Source organism: Chryseobacterium sp. Tr-659 (genome assembly GCF_011752975.1).
Lineage (GTDB): Bacteria > Bacteroidota > Bacteroidia > Flavobacteriales > Weeksellaceae > Chryseobacterium.
This window is the reverse complement of record NZ_VWWP01000005.1, coordinates 302433-321841: the sequence shown is the minus strand read 5'-3', so window position 1 is coordinate 321841 and position 19409 is coordinate 302433. Positions and strand designations below refer to the sequence as shown.

General features: G+C 36.1%; 22 protein-coding genes. 10 read left to right on the top strand and 12 right to left on the bottom strand.

The window, feature by feature from the left end:
* Positions 1-29 precede the first annotated feature (29 nt).
* From F3J23_RS13620 to F3J23_RS13580, 9 genes are all read left to right on the top strand, one after another.
* Positions 30-2165, top strand: coding sequence for a TonB-dependent receptor plug domain-containing protein (locus F3J23_RS13620; protein WP_167029843.1), 2136 nt, complete (start codon positions 30-32; stop codon positions 2163-2165).
* 9 nt (positions 2166-2174) lie between these two features.
* Positions 2175-3257 (top strand): HmuY family protein, encoded by a 1083-nt coding sequence (locus tag F3J23_RS13615; protein WP_167029841.1) that lies wholly within the window; start codon positions 2175-2177, stop codon positions 3255-3257.
* 77 nt (positions 3258-3334) lie between these two features.
* Positions 3335-4213, top strand: a complete 879-nt coding sequence (locus F3J23_RS13610; RefSeq protein ID WP_167029838.1) for a hemin ABC transporter substrate-binding protein — start codon at positions 3335-3337, stop codon at positions 4211-4213.
* Positions 4197-5237 carry a FecCD family ABC transporter permease gene (locus F3J23_RS13605; RefSeq protein WP_167029835.1) on the top strand — a complete coding sequence of 347 codons (1041 nt, stop codon included), beginning with the start codon at positions 4197-4199 and terminating at the stop codon, positions 5235-5237. Before F3J23_RS13610 ends, F3J23_RS13605 begins: the two co-directional genes overlap by 17 nt.
* Positions 5237-6010, top strand: coding sequence for a heme ABC transporter ATP-binding protein (locus tag F3J23_RS13600; protein WP_167029832.1), 774 nt, complete (start codon positions 5237-5239; stop codon positions 6008-6010). The genes F3J23_RS13605 and F3J23_RS13600 overlap by 1 nt, the downstream gene beginning before the upstream one ends.
* A 2-nt stretch (positions 6011-6012) precedes the next feature.
* Positions 6013-6663, top strand: coding sequence for a class I SAM-dependent methyltransferase (locus tag F3J23_RS13595; protein WP_167029829.1), 651 nt, complete (start codon positions 6013-6015; stop codon positions 6661-6663).
* Positions 6664-6667: 4 nt separating this feature from the next.
* A complete protein-coding gene (locus F3J23_RS13590) occupies positions 6668-7696 on the top strand; it encodes a hemin-degrading factor (protein ID WP_167029826.1) in 1029 nt (342 codons plus the stop codon).
* A 158-nt stretch (positions 7697-7854) separates the two neighbouring features.
* Positions 7855-8727 (top strand): ChaN family lipoprotein, encoded by an 873-nt coding sequence (locus F3J23_RS13585; RefSeq protein ID WP_167029823.1) that lies wholly within the window; start codon positions 7855-7857, stop codon positions 8725-8727.
* Between the two features lie 214 nt (positions 8728-8941).
* Positions 8942-9571, top strand: coding sequence for a peptide deformylase (locus tag F3J23_RS13580; protein ID WP_167029820.1), 630 nt, complete (start codon positions 8942-8944; stop codon positions 9569-9571).
* 144 nt (positions 9572-9715) lie between these two features.
* On the opposite strand, the gene F3J23_RS13575 is transcribed toward F3J23_RS13580, so the two are convergent.
* Genes F3J23_RS13575 through F3J23_RS13565 form a run of 3 tightly spaced genes read right to left on the bottom strand, consistent with a single transcriptional unit; the run spans position 9716 to position 11240 of the window.
* The gene (locus tag F3J23_RS13575) at positions 9716-10141 is read right to left on the bottom strand and encodes an organic hydroperoxide resistance protein (protein ID WP_167029817.1); all 426 of its coding nucleotides are present in this window, start codon (positions 10139-10141) and stop codon (positions 9716-9718) included.
* Positions 10142-10576 (bottom strand): MarR family winged helix-turn-helix transcriptional regulator, encoded by a 435-nt coding sequence (locus tag F3J23_RS13570; protein WP_167029814.1) that lies wholly within the window; start codon positions 10574-10576, stop codon positions 10142-10144. It lies immediately after the preceding gene.
* A gap of 31 nt (positions 10577-10607) precedes the next feature.
* Positions 10608-11240, bottom strand: coding sequence for an NAD(P)H-dependent oxidoreductase (locus F3J23_RS13565; RefSeq protein ID WP_167029811.1), 633 nt, complete (start codon positions 11238-11240; stop codon positions 10608-10610).
* Between the two features lie 197 nt (positions 11241-11437).
* On the opposite strand from F3J23_RS13565, the gene F3J23_RS13560 reads away from it, so the two are divergent.
* The gene (locus F3J23_RS13560; protein WP_167029808.1) at positions 11438-12190 is read left to right on the top strand and encodes an SDR family oxidoreductase; all 753 of its coding nucleotides are present in this window, start codon (positions 11438-11440) and stop codon (positions 12188-12190) included.
* An 11-nt stretch (positions 12191-12201) separates the two neighbouring features.
* Here F3J23_RS13560 and F3J23_RS13555 read toward each other — a convergent pair whose 3' ends face one another.
* The 9 genes from F3J23_RS13555 to trpC all read right to left on the bottom strand — a co-directional run bounded on the left by F3J23_RS13555 (position 12202) and on the right by trpC (position 19405).
* The gene (locus tag F3J23_RS13555) at positions 12202-12513 is read right to left on the bottom strand and encodes a hypothetical protein (RefSeq protein WP_167029805.1); all 312 of its coding nucleotides are present in this window, start codon (positions 12511-12513) and stop codon (positions 12202-12204) included.
* Between the two features lie 70 nt (positions 12514-12583).
* Positions 12584-13546 (bottom strand): protein-glutamine glutaminase, encoded by a 963-nt coding sequence (locus F3J23_RS13550; RefSeq protein ID WP_167029802.1) that lies wholly within the window; start codon positions 13544-13546, stop codon positions 12584-12586.
* Between the two features lie 552 nt (positions 13547-14098).
* Positions 14099-14827, bottom strand: coding sequence for a lipoyl(octanoyl) transferase LipB (gene lipB / locus F3J23_RS13545; protein WP_167029799.1), 729 nt, complete (start codon positions 14825-14827; stop codon positions 14099-14101).
* Positions 14828-14858: 31 nt separating this feature from the next.
* Positions 14859-15617 carry a tryptophan synthase subunit alpha gene (gene trpA, locus F3J23_RS13540; protein WP_317167728.1) on the bottom strand — a complete coding sequence of 253 codons (759 nt, stop codon included), beginning with the start codon at positions 15615-15617 and terminating at the stop codon, positions 14859-14861.
* A 48-nt stretch (positions 15618-15665) separates the two neighbouring features.
* The gene (trpB, locus tag F3J23_RS13535) at positions 15666-16856 is read right to left on the bottom strand and encodes a tryptophan synthase subunit beta (protein WP_167029793.1); all 1191 of its coding nucleotides are present in this window, start codon (positions 16854-16856) and stop codon (positions 15666-15668) included.
* Positions 16857-16860: 4 nt separating this feature from the next.
* The gene (locus F3J23_RS13530) at positions 16861-17406 is read right to left on the bottom strand and encodes a GNAT family N-acetyltransferase (RefSeq protein ID WP_167029790.1); all 546 of its coding nucleotides are present in this window, start codon (positions 17404-17406) and stop codon (positions 16861-16863) included.
* Complete coding sequence (locus F3J23_RS13525; protein WP_167029787.1) at positions 17403-17915, bottom strand: hypothetical protein; 513 nt, start codon at positions 17913-17915, stop codon at positions 17403-17405. Before F3J23_RS13525 ends, F3J23_RS13530 begins: the two co-directional genes overlap by 4 nt.
* 15 nt (positions 17916-17930) lie before the next feature.
* Positions 17931-18611, bottom strand: a complete 681-nt coding sequence (locus F3J23_RS13520) for a phosphoribosylanthranilate isomerase (RefSeq protein ID WP_185156460.1) — start codon at positions 18609-18611, stop codon at positions 17931-17933.
* Positions 18612-18631: 20 nt separating this feature from the next.
* On the bottom strand, positions 18632-19405 hold the full coding sequence (gene trpC, locus F3J23_RS13515) for an indole-3-glycerol phosphate synthase TrpC (protein ID WP_167029785.1): 774 nt from the start codon (positions 19403-19405) through the stop codon (positions 18632-18634).
* Positions 19406-19409: the final 4 nt, after the last annotated feature.

The window sequence follows — 19409 nt, the reverse complement described above, 5'->3', positions numbered from 1 at the left end:
TTTTATATTTGCGAAAATTTTTTCAATCTATGAAGAAGAAAGTGCTTACCGTTTTGTCACTGTCCATTGCTTTCTGGATGAATGCACAACAAAAAGATTCTTTAAATCAGAAGAATATTGATGAAGTTGTTATCACAGGGCAATATATGCAGCAGTCAATTAGTAAATCAATTTATAAGGTAGAAGTAATTGATGCACAGCAGATTAAAAACATGGCAGTAACCAGTGTTGCCGAAGTTTTAAACCAAAACCTTAATATCTTAATAGTACCTGATAAAGGCTCAGGGAATTCCGGCGCAAATATCATGGGACTTAGCGGAGCGTATACCAAGATTCTTATTGATAATATTCCAGTTGTTAGTGATGAAGGGTTGGGAAATCTGGTAGACCTTACAAAGATCAACGTTAATAATGTTGAGCGTATTGAAGTGGTAAAAGGAGCAATGGGCGTGGAATACGGAAATAATGCACTGGCAGGAGTGATCAATATTATTACGAAAAAGAATTACAGTAAAAAAATTAATATTCAGGCTTCTTTGCAGGAAGAAACAGTGAATAAGGATTATGACTGGTTTAAAAAAGGAAACGGACGTCATATTCAGTCTTTGAACTTAGGATACAGAATAAATGACAACTGGTCTGTTGCTGCCGATATTAATCATAATGATTTTCAGGGGTATAAAGGACGATTTCAGGGGTATAAATACTTTAATGAAGGGAATGACGGACAGCGTGGCTACGACTGGCAGCCCAAAGATCAGGTGACAACCAATGGAGTGATCCGATACAGTAAAAACAACACAAGTTTTTATTATAAACTGAATTTTCTTTCCGAAAAGATCAATTACTATAATCCGTTGGTGGAAGAATTGTATCTGGGAGGAGGTAACAGAACCTATACTTCAAAAGATATTGATTACAATACAAAAAGATGGATTCATCAGTTCAATATACAAACCAAATTGGGAAGACTTAATTATAATGGGGATTTCTCTTATCAGACTCAGGAAAGAAAATCTCAGCATTATACTTATGATGTTCCCAACAGAAAAGAATTGTCAAGAGATCCTAATTTAACATTTTATAAATCGGATGTTCTTTATTCAAGAGGAATGTTCAGTAACTTCTTAGACAGTGAAAAAATTAACTTTCAGATAGGCTATGAATTAGACCGAACCAAAGGTTTTGCAGATGCCACAACATTTGAAAGCAATAACAACGGAAAAAGTATTGAACGCTCAATATTCAATTATGCCAATTTCTTATCTGCAGAATGGAATGCTACTCGCTGGCTTTCTGTGCGTCCCGGGTTGAGATTAGCTTTGAGTGATAAATTTGATACACAATATAACTACTCAACCACATTAAGGTTTAAAACCACGGAAAAATCTGATATCCGTCTGGTATTTGGCTCTGCTAATAGATTCCCGACTTATGATGAGCTATATACTTTTGTAGTAGACAACAATCATGATATCAGAGGGAACGAGAACCTGAAACCCGAGACAGGATATTCAGCAGGGATGTTCTGGGATTATGCAATCACTAATCATAATGACTGGAAGTTTAATTTCAGTGCTTCAGGAATGTTTTTAGACGTAAAAGACAGAATTGAAAGTGTAATTATTAACAACAGTCCTTTACAAATTACCTATTTAAATGTTGATAATTTTAAATCTATATTATTGGGAGGAAGCGTAAATGTTAGAAAAGGGGACTTATCCGTAAACGCAGGTGTTTCAGTAATGGGAGTTTCTCAGGTGTTGAATACCGGAAATATTTATTCTCCTGATGATTATAATTTCTACGCAGAAGCCAATCTTGCAGCTAACTATACACTACCTTACACTAAAACATTATTTGCCCTTTATTACAAATACACAGGAACTCAGAAAAAATATACCCTTAAAACGAATGCTAATGATCCAAAAGATCCAGGGCAGTATGTACTAGGAGAAGTAGGAGATTATAATATGCTGAATTTCACCCTGAGCCAGCCTTTCTTTAAGAATCATTTTGAGGTCAGTGTTGGGGTTAAAAATATTTTTGATGTAACCAATGTGAGAAATACAACTCTGGCAGGGAACAGTCATAATGCTTCTGCAGAAATGCAAAATCTATTCTATGGCAGAAGTTATTTTGCCAGATTAAATTATAATTTTTAAAGGTTAAAAATGAAAAAAATACTATTTTCCCTTTTAATAGGTGCTTCTTTTATTTCTCAATCATGTATTAATGATAATGAAGACGCCGTGATGGTTGCTCCTTCAGACGGAGCTGTTGTCAGCCCGAATGTAGGCGGAGCTGCTGAACCTAATCAGGTTTGGTTTGATTTGGGAACCAATACTGAAGCTTTAACAGTAAGAACAGACTGGGATTTTGCATTTTATTCAGGAAATGAATTTAAAGTGGTTTTAAATTCATCCATCATGATGGCAGCAGGTAAAATTCCAAATGCAACAAATATAGATTTAGTAACAGATGCAAGTGTAGCCGCCCTGAAAGATAAAGTACAGGTTGCTAACTTCGATCCTTCCAATGAAACCTATATAGATGATGTGAAAGGAAACTTCCCTTCAGGATATACTGCTATTAATGAAATTAAGTCTGATGATTCTGAAAACGCGGTTTACCTTGTTAATATGGGGAAAAAGATCTTTACAGGAACTATTCCTACAGGATCTGTTGCTACAGGAGGTGACAGCAGAGGATGGATGAAGGTCCAGGTTGTAAGATCAGGCAACGGCTACAAAATAAAATATGCTGAGCTTAATGCTTCCAGCCATAAAGAACTGACCATCGTAAAAAATGCAGTATACAATTACAATTTTGTAAGTCTTGCAAAAAACAGTGAGGTAATTATACAGCCGGAGAAAAAGAAATGGGATATCTGTTTTACGGTATTTACCAATATTATTTCCGGTGCCGGAAGTTATATTTATGCAGATTTTGTAACCACTAATACGGTAGGAGGAGTAGGTGCCTATGAAGTAAAAGTAACCTCAGGATCAGGTGTGGAAGCTTACAATAATTTTAAAGCCTCAGATGTTGACCCGTCCAAATTCATTTACAACGATCACAGAGTAATAGGAGGAAACTGGAGAAATCCTGTAGGGACCAATGGACTTGAAGTATACGGGGACCGTTTCTACATTATTAAAGATGCTGAAGGCTATTACTTTAAACTAAGATTTACAAGGCTTACCAGCACTACAGGAGAACGAGGAAGACCTCAATTCGAATATAAACCTTTATAAAATATGGCTGTATGGATTTATGATTAACTGGTTTTCCAGAGATGATGATTCCATATGACCTTAAAAATATCTACACTATGAAAAAATTCATTCTTGCAGCCTCTGTTCTTGTAGCAGTATACTCATGCAAAAAAGCAGAAGGAACAACCAAAGAAAATACAACGGAAGCTACTTCCGAAGCACCAAAGACTAATAATAAAATCGTATCGCTAAGCGGAGGAATTACAGAAATTGTAAGCGCTCTGGGCCACGAAAAAGAAATCGTGGGAACAGATGTTACCAGTACGTACCCTGAAAGCTTAAAGGCTACAGCCAAAGATTTAGGCCATGTAAGATCTATGACCATTGAGCCGATCATGGCAGTAAACCCTACTTTGATCCTTGCTTCCGATAAAGATATCAACCCGGAATTATTAGGAAAAATCAAAGCATCAGGCATTAAAGCAGATGTTTTCAAACAGGAATACACCGTTGAAGGAACCAAGAAACTGATCGAAGATGTAGCAAAAGCCTTAGGAAACACAGAGTATCAAAAACTAAATGATAAGATTGATGCAGATTTGAAACAGGTACAGCCGATTGAAAAAAAGCCGAAAGTATTATTTATTTATGCCAGAGGGAATATGCTGATGGTAGCAGGTAAGAACACGCCTATGGCTGAACTCATCAATCTTGCCGGAGCAGAAAATGCAGTCAATGATTTTGAAGATTTCAAACCATTAACACCCGAAGCTGTTGTAAAAGCTAATCCTGACGTATTATTTTTCTTTACTTCAGGTCTGCAGGGAGCAGGAGGAAACGAAGGAGCGCTTAAAATGCCGGGAGTTTCCCAAACCAACGCAGGAAAAAATAAGAAGATCATCGCAATGGATGGAGGTTTAGTGTCAGGTTTCGGACCGAGACTAGGAGAAGCAGCATTAGGATTAAACAAACTTTTAATTGAAAGCACAAAGTAAACTATACTTTTATCTTATTATAAGTGCAGTGCTGCTGGTTATCATAGCAGTACTGTCACTTAATACAGGAGTCTACGATTTTAGCGGAACATCTCCGTTCAGAGTTTTGTGGCAGTTTATAAAAGGAGATCCCGGTTTATCCTTAAGTGATAAATATGTAATATGGGACGTAAGAGCAGCCAGAATTATTATGGCGATTTTAATAGGAAGTATGTTATCGGTTTCAGGAACAAGCCTGCAGGGGCTTTTCAAGAATCCTTTAGCAACGGGAGATTTAATAGGACTTACATCGGGAGCAACATTGCTGGCGGCCATTGCCATTGTTTTAGGAGGACATTTTAAGCAATATCTTCCTGAAGCTGTACAATTTTCCCTGGTAGGAATTGCAGCCTTTGTAGGATCTTTTTTATCGATGATGTTGGTATACAGAATTTCAACAAGTGGAGGAAAAACCAATGTAGTAATGATGCTTTTAACCGGTGTTGCTATTACAGCAATTGGATTTTCAATCACCGGATTTCTGATCTATATTTCAAAAGATGAGCAGCTCAGAGATTTGACATTCTGGAATTTAGGAAGTTTAGCAGCAGCTACCTGGACCAAAAATATTATTTTAACCATTGTTGCTGTCATTGCCTATATTATTCTTTTGCCAAAAGGAAAAGCACTGAATGCTATGATGCTGGGTGAAAAAGATGCACAGCATCTGGGAATCAACGTGGAAAAGCTAAAGAAGCAGATTACTATTATAGTTGCTTTAATGGTGGGAACATGTGTAGCATTTTCGGGAACGATTGGTTTTGTAGGTCTTATTGTACCTTATATTTTAAGGCTGTTGTTCAAATCCAATTATACTTTCATTCTGCCCTTATCAGCATTATGCGGAAGTATTTTGCTACTAACTGCGGATACATTCAGCAGAAGTATTGTAGCACCGTCCGAATTGCCGATAGGAATCTTGACAGCATTGATGGGAGGACCTATTTTTATCGCTATTTTGGTTAAATTTAAAAAATCACTGTAATGATTAAGGCACATCAGATTAATTATAAACATAAAGACTTTCGTATTCTGGATGGCGTAGACGTTTCTCTGGAATATGGTGAATTTCTGGCAATCGTAGGACCAAACGGAGCCGGTAAATCAAGTCTGCTGAGTGTTCTGGCCAATGAAGTGAAAACCGGAAAACAACAGGTTTTGTTTAAAAATAAACCCATTTCTGATTGGAATGTGAAAGAACTTTCAAAACATAAAGCAAAGTTTTCCCAGCATAACAGCAACGATATTCCACTTGAAGTAAAAGATGTCGTGATGATGGGAAGGTATCCCTATTTTGATGCCCAGCCAGGTAAAGAAGATCTTGAAGCAATGAATAATATGATGTATGAAACCGATATTTTTCATCTGAAAGAAAGAGAATACAATACCCTTTCCGGCGGTGAAAAACAAAGGGTACACCTTTCAAGAGTAATGGCACAGCTGCAGAATGAAATAACCCATAAACTTGTTTTTCTGGACGAACCTCTGAATAATTTAGACATAAAACATCAATACAAAGCGTTGGAAATTATCAAGAATTTCACGAAAAAAGCCAATAGTGCAATTGTTGTTTTACACGATCTGAACCTTGCTGCACAATTTGCAGACAAGATTTTATTAATGAAATCAGGAAAAGTTTCCGCCTATGGAACACCACAGGAAGTTTTTACGGCAGAAAATATCAGTAATGCCTATAATTTCCCCTGTACCATCTGCGGGCATCCCATTACCAATAACCCAATGATCATTTTTGGATAACCATGGAAAAAGAAGAACTTAAAATTCTCGCACAGAATCTAGCCAATCCTCAGGGAGAAAAAGGTATAGAGATTGGTGAAATGATGAATGCCACTAACATCAGTATGACGTTAGAAAGTATCAGAACACTTCTGATTGAAGATAACCAGCAGATCCTTGAAATAGGACACGGAAATGCCGGACATCTGAAAAATATTTTTGGATTAGCCAAAAACCTGAAATATACAGGAATTGATATTTCCGAAACCATGCACAATGAAGCCAAAAGATTGAATAAAGAATTCGAAAATCAGGCAGATTTTATATTGTATGAAGGAAAGAAACTTCCTTTTCAGGACAGAACCTTTGATAAAATATTTACAGTCAATACCGTGTATTTCTGGGAAAATCCGGTTGAGTTTTTAAATGAGGTTTACAGAGTTCTGAAAGACGACGGAACATTTGTTCTCACTTTCGGACAGAGAGAATTTATGGAAAAACTGCCGTTTACAGCATTTGATTTTACCCTGTACAATAATAATGAAATGGAAGAACTGATCTCCAAAAGCCATTTTAAAAGGATGAAAACTTCTGAAAAAGAAGAACAGATAAAAAGTAAAACCGGAGGCGAAACAATACATAGAATTTATACAATTTTAACCATAAAAAAATAAAATAATGAGCACATTAGTAAATGACTTAAAGGAAAAATGGGAAGCTCTGAAAGCAGAAAATCCACATATAAGAATAAGAAATGCCGCTGCACAATTAGGAGTTAGTGAAGCAGAACTTTTACTGACCAGTGTAGGAGATGAGGTAACTGTTTTAAAAGCAGATTTCCCAGGCATCCTTACAGAAGCAGAGAAGTTGGGGAAAGTAATGGCTCTTACCCGTAATGATGAATGTGTTCATGAAAGAAAAGGAACTTACCTTAATGGTGATTTCAGCAGCCCTCATGCACAGCTTTTCGTAGGAGAAGATATTGACCTTAGAATTTTCCTTAACCACTGGAAATTCGCTTTTGCAGTAGTGGAAGGAGATAAAAAGAGTCTTCAGTTTTTTGGTAAAGATGGATTGGCGTTACATAAAATCTATCTTACAAAAGACAGTAACAGTGATGCTTTTGATGCTATTGTTGAAAAATTCAGAGCCGAAGATCAGAACGAAACTTTTACATTTGAAGCAGTGGCTCCTAAACAAGCAGAAAAAGCTGATTCTGAAATAGATGTAGAAGGTTTCAAAAAGGCCTGGACAGAACTAAAAGATACTCACGATTTCTTCATGATGACCAGAAAATACGGAGTAAGCAGAACACAGGCATTAAGATTAGCTCCGGAAGGATTTGCTAAGAAAATTGATAATGCTAAAGTGGTAAACATCCTGGAAGACGCTTCTGAAAAGAATACCCCAATCATGGTTTTCGTTGGAAACAGAGGAATTATTCAGATCCATACAGGAAATGTTAAGAAAACACTTTGGCACCAGCAATGGTTCAATGTAATGGATCCTGATTTCAATTTACACCTTGATGTAACGAAAATTGCAGAAGCCTGGATCGTTAAAAAGCCAACGGAAGACGGAGAAGTAACCGCTATTGAAGTTTTCAATAATGAAGGTGACTTTATCGTTCAGTTCTTCGGGAAAAGAAAGCCGGGAATTCCTGAACTTCAGGAGTGGAAGGATCTTGTAGCAGCATTAGAGCAATAATAATTAGATAATTTGAATAAGACCGTTTTGTTTGTAAAATTCAAAGCGGTTTTTTTATTTCAGATAAAAGATAAAGAAATTCAAAAGACAAGTTTGGCTGCTATAGTAGGATGAGTGCCAAAATATTTGTGTAATTTGTAGTTAAATATAAAATAAAAATGAAAAACATTTTCATAGCGATACTGATTGCCGGTTGCTGTTCTTTGAAAGCACAGGAATTTAAAGCGTATCAGTTTTATGATAAAAAAGGGAAGGAGGTAAAGACAGAAAAATTAGTGAAAGAACTGGCAGATTATGACGTGGTATTTTTTGGTGAAAATCATAACAGTTCCATTAATCACTGGCTGCAGCTTAAAATTACAGAAGCTTTGTTTGCTAAGAAGAACGGTCAGCTTATTCTGGGGGCAGAAATGTTCGAGAGAGATAATCAGGCTCAGCTGGATCAGTATTTAAACGGGAAATTCGACGCAAAAACATTAAAAGATTCAGCCCGTTTGTGGAATAACTATGCAACAGATTACAAACCTTTGGTTGATTTTGCTAAAAGTAAAAAACTGAATTTCATTGCAACAAATATTCCAAGAAGATACGCTTCACAAACGGCAAAAGAAGGGCTGGAGTCTTTGAATAAATTAAGTGAGAAAGAAAAGACTTATATCGCCCAATTACCAATCAAAGTAACTTTAGATACTCCAGGTTATCCGGAAATGAAAAAGATGATGGGCGATCATGCGGAGGGAACAAAAGTGATGAATTTTATTTCAGCACAAGCTACAAAAGACGCTACAATGGCGGAATCTATTCTGAAAAATATTCAGGCCGGAAAAACATTTGTTCATTACAACGGAAATTATCACAGTAAAGAGTTCGGCGGAATTTACTGGTATATCAAACAGAAAAATCCGAATCTGAAAATGGTAGTGATCTCTGTTTTTGAATCCGATGATCCAGAGTTGAAAGTTCCGGCAAAAGATTATATCCCAACTGATTTCAATTTGATTATTCCGGGAGATATGACAAAGACTTTTTAATTTTACTTCTACAGACTATTTGAGTTTATTAAAAGAAGTAAACAAGATTTATTCAAGTACATATCAATAGGGACGGGCTTTAGCCCGTTTTTTAGGTTAAATTTTCAACGGCTTTATCCAAAACCTGAAATCCTGCAGTAAATTATTCTTAGTATTAATTGAAGTCTGGTCTATTTGAATAACAATATTTACCTTTGTATCACATTTAAAAAACATGAATAAATTATCCATTCTGCTCATCTTTTTTATGGGATTTTTCAATGCCCAGAAGCTCACCTCTAATGAACTTTCGATTATTAATCAGGGAGATATAAATACAGCTTTGCCTATCTATCAGACTACTGATTCCAATCAACATAAAACACTGTTGAGCCTTTCTTCAGAAATAAACCCTTTGGATCCCAATACTGCTGTTCTGGTAAAAAGAATGAAAGAATCCCTTCTTTCAACAGATGGTGGAGTAGGAATTGCAGCACCGCAGGTTGGAATCAACAGAAAAATAATCTGGGTACAGCGTTTTGATAAAGAGGGAACACCCCTTGAATATTTTATCAATCCGGTGATCGTGTGGAAGTCTGACTTACAAAATCTTGGTCCTGAAGGAGATCTGTCAATCCCGGATTTCAGGGATCAGTTTTACAGAAGTAAAGTCATTCAGCTGGAATATGTAGATTTGAAAGGGCAAAAGTATTCGGAGCTTGTGGAAGGATTTACGGCGGTTATTTTTCAACATGAAATAGACCATCTTTACGGAATTTTAATTTCAGATAAAAAAGAAAAAGAGAAGAATAACTCATATAAAAAGGTAGATGCATATCAGAAAAGTGATATGAACAGAAGATAAATGATGAGTGACTGATAGTCTAACGAAGTTTTAATGAAGAATCCTTTTGTATTTATCTCAGAAATTTTGTTACTAGAAAATAAAAAGGAGCTGTTTTCATAAAAAACAGCTCCTTTCGTTATAACTATGCTTAAAAAAATTGGATTAATCGTTATTGGTTACGGAAAGTTTCACCTCGATATTATTTCTGGTAGCATTGGAATAAGGACAGATCTGATGTGCCTTTTCTGTTAAAGCCTGTGCTTCCTCAAGAGAAACTCCCGGAATATTGACATCCAGTTCTGCGGCTAATCCGAAACCTCCGTTTTCAAGTTGTCCTATGCTTACTTGTGCAGTAACTGTTGTTTCTCCGGTTTTTACTTTTGACAAGCTGATCACTCTGTTCAAAGCACTGTCAAAACACGCTGAATATCCGGCCGCAAAAAGCATTTCAGGATTAGCAAAATCATCATTAGCTCCTCCTAAACCTTTTGGCATTCTTACTTCAAGATCTAAAACTCCGTTTTCACTTTTCACGTGGCCGTTTCTTCCTCCTTTGGCGGTTACCTGTGTGGTGTATAATGTTTTCATTTATTTTTCTATTTTGTTTAATATTTTTAAGACGGTATCTTTTAATTGTATAAGCTCTTCCGGCTGTATATCAATTTTTTTATGAATTTTTCCGGGAATTTCACAGGCTTTTTCACGCAGTTTCTTTCCGGCCTCATCCAAAAATACTTCAACCACTCTTTCATCTTCTTTTTTCCGTTTCCTTATAATAAAACCTTTAGATTCCAGTCTTTTGAGAAGAGGAGTTAAAGTTCCGCTGTCCAGGAAAAGTTTCTCTCCAATATGGCTTACCGTAATGCCGTCTTCCTCCCATAATATCATCATAACAAGGTATTGCGGATAGGTGATGTCCAGTTCATCAAGAAAAGGACGATAAAGTCCGGTGATCTCTTTAGCTATCACGTATAAAGGAAAGCAGATCTGGTTTTCTAATTTGGGTGTTTTCGGATTTTCCATAAGTTGAAGTACGAAAGATTAGATGAAGGTATTACTTTTTTATGATAAATTCATCCATTGGAATACGGACTTTTTTCATACTGGAAAGCCAGTCATTAGCCTCGTCGCGGTATCCCAGATATAAAAGACTCACGCTTTTCAGACCTAACTCTTTTAAGCCCAATACTTCATCTACCACCTGATTACTGAATCCTTCAGCGGGAGTACTGTCGATTTTAAGTTCCGCTGCTTGTGCAAGAGCAATTCCTAACGCAATATAAGTTTGGCGGGCAGTATGTGCAAAATGCTGCTCTGGAGTCTGAGTTCCGTATATTTCTTTAATTTTATCCGTATAACTTCCGAAACGCCCTCTAGGAAGATCTCTTACATCTGTGTGATAATCGTAAACTTTATCTATTTTTTCATTAGAATAGCTGTCCCATGCTGCAAAGACCAATACATGAGAAGAATCTCTCATCACTTCCGGGTTTAAAGCTCCAGCTACCATTTTTTCTTTCAGTTCCTGGTTTTCTACTACAATAATTCGGAAAGGCTGTAATCCGGATGAAGTAGGAGCCAGTCTTGCCGCTTCTAAAATAGTGTTAAGGTCTTTCTGTGAAACTTTTTTATTAGGATCATAAGCTTTTACAGCATGTCTCCAGTTTAGATTTTCTATTAATGACATTTTTATCGTTTTTATATTGAACTCAATTAACACTGCAAATATATGGCCAATTAAATTGTGTGCAATTTAATTTTAAAAGATTTTATTGATGGCAATTATTGATAGATTTAAAAATGTACAGCCACTTCCGCAGGATTCGGATTTTTTGAGACCCTCTCTATTTTAATCTTTGCAGTAGAATTTTAAACTAAAAAGCAATGCAGAGATTTAACAACAAAACAGCATTAATAACCGGCGGAACCAATGGAATGGGATTAGCTACTGCGCAAAAATTCATTGAAGAAGGGGGAAAGGTAATTATTACGGGGAGGAGCGAGAAAACCGTAAATATGGCTTTGGAAATATTGGGAGAGAAAGCTTTTGGAATTGTATCCAATGCCGGAAATATCAATGATCTGATGAATATACGGAAGGAAGTTGAGAAATATACGGATCAGATAGATGTACTCTTTTTAAATGCTGGTTACGGAAAATTTGCACCTATAGAATGTGTAGATGAAAATCAGTTTGATGAGCTTTTCAATATGTTGGTAAAAGGACCTTTTTTTACTGCTCAGCAGATACTACCATTGATGAAAAGCGGGAGTTCCGTCATTTTTAATACTTCCATGGCAGCGGATATTGCGATGCCTGATTTTTCAATATATTCAGCCGCAAAATCTGCCGTGCAGTCTTTCATCAAAACATTTGCAGCAGAGCTTACGAAGCATGGAGTTCGTGTGAATGGTGTGAGCCCGGGGCACATTAAAACCAATATCTTTAACAATACGGGTTTAACGAAGGAACAGATTGATAATGCAATTATTGACATTATTCCTAACATACCTTTTAAAAGACAGGGGGAACCATCTGAAATCGCGAATGTAGTGCTGTTTCTTGCATCAGAAGAAGCTTCATACATTCATGGAGCAGAGATCAAAGTAGATGCTGGAATTTCTGTGATCAGATAAAAAATTGTGGATTATTTGATATCGTTAATCTGTTTAATGATATTCGTATTATTTTCAATTCCGATATTGTAAGCCTTTCCTTTCTTAAAACTCTGATCCAGCTTTTGCATAAGTGTTTTATAGTCCGGTGATTTTTTTGAAAGATAAAAAACCTGCTGGCTGATGCCTATGGAAATACGCATCAGTTCTTTAGGTTTATCAGGGTCTTCGGTGATATTGCTTATTGTAGCTTTATTATACCAGGTTAAGTTTTGTGAACCTGAGCTGCCTGAACAGGATGTGAACATACAAAAGAATAATAGAATGTAATGTAAGATTTTCATTATTTGTACCATGTATTAAAATGCTCCTGCTATTTATAGCTGATAAAAGCAGGAGCTATATTATAAAGGGTTAGAACCCGCAGTGGCTTACACTTGGAGCTGGCGATGGCGAGCATCCTGAAAGTGATGAGAAGGTAGTTAATACGCAATTGGTGTTTACGTAATTATTGTCATATAACAATGATCCGGCAGGGCTTCTGTAATAAACGTTTCCTGCCGTATTGGCAAAAGAAGACACAGATGCAGATCCACAGCTTGTGTTGGTGCATGCTGCTCTCCAAGCCGCATCCGTTACCGGTCCGCTGGAGAATAATGATGGATCTATGATTCTTTTTTCAACCACTCCCGAAGCATTTTTAAAGCTTACTAGGATTGCTACGTGATACACCCAGGATACACAGCATGTACCTGTGGAAGCTCTCAAATTACCATATACAAACTGTTTTTCACAATCATATCCGGCATTAATAAGGATTTGTCTCATTTTGTGAGCCCTTGCATAGCATCCATCCACAGGGTATCTGAACGTAATACAAGGAGAAGAAGCGGTAGAAGTTCCGCAAGACTGATTTTTAATTTGTGTGAACAAGCTGTTCAAAGTAGCAAGATCAGGAATAACGCTGGCCAGTTTTTGACTGTTATCACTTTTCGTTTCCTTGGTCAGGACTGATTTGAAATAACGGATGTCGTCTTGTGTAGCTTTTTCAACTTTAGCAATTTCAGTGGTATTGCCTTTCATAAAAACATGAATTGGAGATTCATCTTTTACGGCTTGTTCAATCATGGAAATGTACGCCTCATTGTCTTTGCTGTCTTTAATTTGAAAAGGTTGTGCAGAAACAATAAATGAAACTTTGTATTTTCCATTTTCTTTTTCTATCCCTACCGGAACAGTTTTTCCGAAGTCTTTCAGAGCCATTTCACTTGACTCTTTTGAAACGAGATTCGGATCTTGATTCGCATTTGAATCTGAACAGGAGTTGAATGACAGTACCGTTACAAATACCATCATGGATAACAGAAATTTTTTCATAATTATTATAATTTAGTGGTTGATGAGTCGTAAACTACTTGATAATAGTTCACTATTTTGTGATTTTAAAATTAATAAAAATTAAAATATATACAAGAAATTTTTTCAAAAAATAAATAAATTCTACAAATTCTTTGATTTTATGATATTAAAAAGGGCTAAAAACCCAATGATTTTAATGGTATAACTCAGGGAAAAGATAAAATGTTAGAATAATGGAAATTTGAATTTTGTAGTCTGGATTCCTTAGGAATGACAAACTGTGGATAAGACCTCGGTTTCGATTGTGTCATTTCTTAAGAATCCAGCCGATTTCACAAAATAACATTATTTTCCAACATCATTAAGCCTTTTTTAACATGTAGGAATTTTTAGATACTTGAATGTTTAAGAAGTACACTTAGGGTTTTGAAGCCTTTGATTTTCAAATTATAAATAAAACGGTTTAGATTCTGTAGGATCTAAATGTTCTGATCATCAGGGTATAATTTAAACTAAAAAACCAGCTTCAATTATTGAAACTGGTTTATGATGAGTACATCTTAATTTGTATTATTTATAGATCAGTTCTGCCTGGAAGACCTCTACGAAATGTTTTCTTAGTTTGGCTTTCAGTTCTTCCATTTCCTGGGGTGTCAGCTCTCTTTCAAGTTCTCTTTTTAAGGAAGTAACCTGTTTATCTTTGATTCCGCATGGAATAATGTATTCAAAATAACGCATATCTGTATTTACATTCAAAGCAAAACCATGTAAAGTAACCCAGCGCGACGCTTTTACGCCCATAGCACAGATCTTTCTTGCGTAAGGTTTTCCTACATCCAGCCAAACCCCTGTTTCGCCCTGAGACCGTTCACCTTTAAGGCCGTATTCTGCCATGGTTCTGATGATCACTTCTTCCAGATTTCTCATATACAGATGAATATCTGTAAAAAAGTTTTCAAGATCAAGGATAGGATACCCTACAACCTGTCCGTAACCGTGATAAGTAATATCACCACCGCGGTTTACTTTTACGAAAGTAGCATCAATTTCTTTCAGTTTATCGATGCCGGCAAGCATATTTTCTTCATGTCCGCTTTTTCCCAAAGTATAAACATGGGGATGCTCTACAAAAAGAAGGTGATTCGGAGTGGTGGTATGTTCTTCTTCCGGAAGATCTCTGTTTTTTATTTTGGTATCAATAATAGATTTCATCAGTTGTTCCTGATAATCCCAGGCTGGCTGATATTCTTTGATACCCAGATCTTCAAATTCTACTGCTTTATTTTGATTTGTATTCATTTCAATTTTTGATATACAAATTTAGTGAATTTTACCCTTTTATGGAATGGATAAAATCTATGGCGCTTTTCTTCCAGTCTTTATCCTGCAGCAGAATATTCACAAAAGCAGTTCCAATAATTCCTCCGTCTGCTTTTTCCGTTACATTTTCAAAATCTGCTTTAGACTTAATTCCGAATCCTATCATTACAGGATTCTTCAGAGGAAGAGAAGCCAGTCTGGAAAGGTAGTTCTCATTTTTTAACACGGCATTTTCATTTCCGGTTGTTGAGGATGAACTTACCGCATACAGAAAACCTGAGCTCAGAGAATCAAGATAGAGTATCCTTTCATCAGAAGTTTCCGGCGTTACCAGAAAAGTGAAATTGAGATTGTATTGTTTTAAAATATGCTGGTAATTTTTCTCAAACTCAATAGGAGGAAGGTCGGGAAGAATCAATCCTGAAACTCCGCTTTCGGAACATGCTGCACAGAATTTTTCAAATCCGAAACTCAATACGGGATTGATATATCCCATCAGAATAATTGGAATTTTGATTTCATTTTTGACTGCTTTTAATTGAGATAACAGTTTCTCAATTGTCATTCCGTTTTGCAAAGCCAGTTCATGGGCTTTCTGGATTACAGGTCCGTCTGCTACAGGATCAGAATAAGGCATTCCGATTTCGATCATATCAGCTCCGGAGTCCTGGATTAGTTTTATAATATCAGCTGTATCTTCCAATTGAGGAATTCCGGCTGTGAAATAGATGTTTAGTTTTTTCATTTCCTTGTTATAGAGGTTAGAAATTAGAGGTTAAAAATTAGAAGATGAATGTTGTTTCCGAGTAATATTGTACTAATTTCCGGCATCTAATTTCTTTAAATAGGTTTCCATATCCTTGTCTCCACGTCCGCTCAGACAAATAACTACAATGTCATTTTCATTAAATTTCTTTTTGTCTAAAACAGCAAGAGCGTGAGCGCTTTCCAGAGCGGGGATAATTCCTTCCAGTTTGGTAAGCTCAAAAGCACATTTCAAGGCTTCATCATCATTGATACTGAAAAATTCTGCTCGTTTTTCTTTAAACAAATGTGCATGGAAAGGCCCGATTCCCGGATAATCTAATCCTGCGGAGATGGAATGTGGTTCTATTACCTGCCCGTCTTCTGTCTGCATTACGAGACTTTTACTTCCATGAAGCACTCCAAGAGTTCCTAAAAAAGTGGTTGCTGCAGATTTTCCTGAGTTAACACCAAGACCGCCGGCTTCGGCAGCAATGATTTTTACCTCCTGTTCTTCTACAAAATGATAGAAAGTTCCGGCAGCATTGCTTCCTCCGCCTACACAGGCAATCACATAATCAGGATTTTCTCTTCCAATCTTTTCTTTAAGCTGTTCTTTAATTTCTTTGGAAATAATACTCTGGAATCTTGCCACAAGATCCGGAAAAGGATGAGGGCCTACTACACTTCCAATCACGTAATGAGTGGTCACAGGATTGTTGATCCAGTCTCTTAATGCTTCATTTACCGCATCTTTTAGTGTTTTTGAACCTGAAGTGGCAGCTACTACTTCTGCTCCCAGCATTTTCATTCTTGCGACATTGGGGGCTTGTCTCTGGATATCGATTTCTCCCATGTAAACAATGCATTCAAGACCTAAGAGAGCACAGGCTGTAGCAGTGGCCACCCCATGTTGCCCGGCACCTGTTTCAGCAATAATTCTTGTTTTTCCCAGTCGTTTTGCCAAAAGAACCTGCCCCAGTGCATTATTGATTTTATGCGCTCCGGTATGATTAAGATCTTCTCTTTTCAGGTAGATCTGAGTCTGATATTTTGCACTCAGATTTTTGGCAAAATACAATGGTGTCGCCCTTCCTACATAATTTTTAAGCAGATCCTGATACTCGGTCTGAAATTCTTCAGATTCAATGATTTCAAGATAATTTTTTTGTAATTCTTCTACATTAGGATAAAGCATTTCGGGGATAAATGCTCCTCCGAATTCACCATAATATCCATGTTCATCAGGGTTTTTATAATTCATTTCTTTATTCTTTAGTGATTAAATAAGCATTGTTTTGTGTGCTCAGCTGATTGAGCAGTTCTTTTCTTTCCTTGTTTAAATTAAAAATCAAAATATCATCATCTTCAGAATTAATCCATTCTGAGCCGATATTTTCTTTGATCATTTTGGCTTTGTCGTGGAGGATTTCAATATTACATTTTTCATAAAACGGGCGAAGGTCCGAATGGCAAAACCCAATGGTGTCCATATTTTTTTGGGCAGTATCATCTTTAAAATGGCGAACCAGTGCAGCTCCATATCCTTTTTTCTCATGCGCGGCCACCAATCCTACAACTTCTGCAAAAGAATAATCTTTATCAGATATTTTTAAGGTGAAATCAAAGTTTACCCGGAGAACCGCCAGTATATTTTCATCAGTATCCATCAGAAAATGAAATTCCGAATCTTTAAAAAAAGTACGAAAATAGGCAGATTTCATCGTGTTCCAGGCAGATACGTCCCAGAGATGCAAAATATGTTCGATCTCTTTTTCTTTTAAATCTTTGGCTTCTTTTATTTGATATTTCATGGGTTTAAACTATTAATAAATGTAAGATGGTAATCATACTGCTGTTTGGTAATCAGTTTTTTATAATATAATAACTCAATTTTATGAGTCAGATCAACTAAGGTTGCTTTATCTATTTTTGACTGATACATTGTAATAGCAATTTCCAGATTGTCAATTAAATAATAAGGATCAGAATCTTCGTAAAGCAGAAATATTTTGGCGTAAATTAGTCCTAAATCGTATTTTATGCTTGATCTGACATGGGTTTCTAAAAATTTATCCGAAATAATAACCAGATAATAGCTGTTCCATAGGCTGATCCTCTCAAAAAAATACTGAATATCATTCTTTTCAAAATCCTTAATAATACTGATAAAATCAGACAATAATCCACCTACTTCCCAATGTTCTGTATTATTGTCGTTCTGCGCAATAAAGTGATAGAGTGTCTGGATTCTATTATTTCCAAATTTAGGAGGAAATAATGTTTTGTAAAATGTCTTTTTTAGTAAATGTATGTTCATCATTGTGTGTTTTTTAATTTATATATTTTGCTGATACAAGGTCTTAAACTTTTTTATGTTATCTATATTTTTATTTCCCGGGGCTGTTTCAAATTTTGAATTGATATCCAAAGCAAAAGGCTGCTGGCGCAATATTTTCATGTTTTCAACATTTTCTTCTGAAATACCTCCGCTTAAAAAGTAGGGAAGAGGGATTTCCAGGTCATTTAATAAACTCCAGTCAAATTGTTGCCCTGTTCCTCCGAAAGCTTTACTGTCTGTATCAAACAGATAGTAATTGATATACTTCAAATTATTTTCTTTAGAGATCAGTTTGACAATTTTATCTTTATTTTCTGCATCATTGTTCCCGATTCTGATGGCTTTGATGATTGCTGTTTCAGGGTTTAACGTCTTTCTTAACTCTATAATAAAATCACCGCTTTCATCACCATGGAGCTGAATAAAATTCAATCCGGCTTTTTGAGCAATCTCTGCCACTGTATCAATTTTTTCATTGACGAAAACCCCGGTTTTTCCTTGATGATCAATAGCTGAAATAGCTTCCAGGCTCATATGATTCAAAACATACCTTGGTGATTTTTCATAAAAGATAAAACCAAGGAAATCTACATTCATTGCTATCAGCTCCTGAATCTGATCAGGTTTTGTGAGACCGCAGACTTTGAGTTTAGGGAGGTGGGCAGGTTGCAGGTTCATTTTTATGGCTATTTTATATATTAAATCTGTATTGAGAAATCTTCAAATGCTTTGGCAGGATCTGTATTTTTCATAAAATATTCTCCCATCAGGAAACCGTCGAATCCTTTTTGTTTTAAAAATTTAAAATCTTCAAGATGATAAATACCGCTTTCCGCAACAGATAAAACATCTTTTGGAAGAAGGTTTTTCAACTGAACGGAGTGTTGTAAATCCACTTTAAAATCTTTTAAGTTTCTGTTATTAATTCCAACCAGATCAATTGTTGAATGGAAGTGTTTCAACTCATCCTCGGTGTGAATTTCTAGAAGAACTTCCATTTCCAGTTCATGAGCAAGTTGGGTAAACTCCTGAACCTGATTGGGGGAAAGACAGGATGCAATTAGTAAAACAACATCAGCTCCAATGCTTTTGGCTTCATAAAACTGATATTCATCAATCATAAAATCTTTTCGAAGAATAGGAATTTTAATTTGATCTCTAACCTTGAGTATATCATTAAAATCTCCTCCGAAAAAATCTTTGTCGGTAAGGATAGAAATTCCACTGGCTCCGAAGCTTTCATAAGCAGAAACTACTTCCAGCGGCTGAACACGGTTGTTGATCATTCCTTTTGAAGGAGATTGTCTTTTAAATTCAGCGATAATTCCACTTTTATTTTTCACAGAGTCTTTCAGAGAATAGGTTTTGCGTCCAAAAAACTCAGTGTTTTTTAAGTGTTCAAGAGAAATATTTGACTTTGATGTTGTAATTTCTTCCTTTTTTCTTTCAATAATTTTATCTAGTATAGTCATTTTT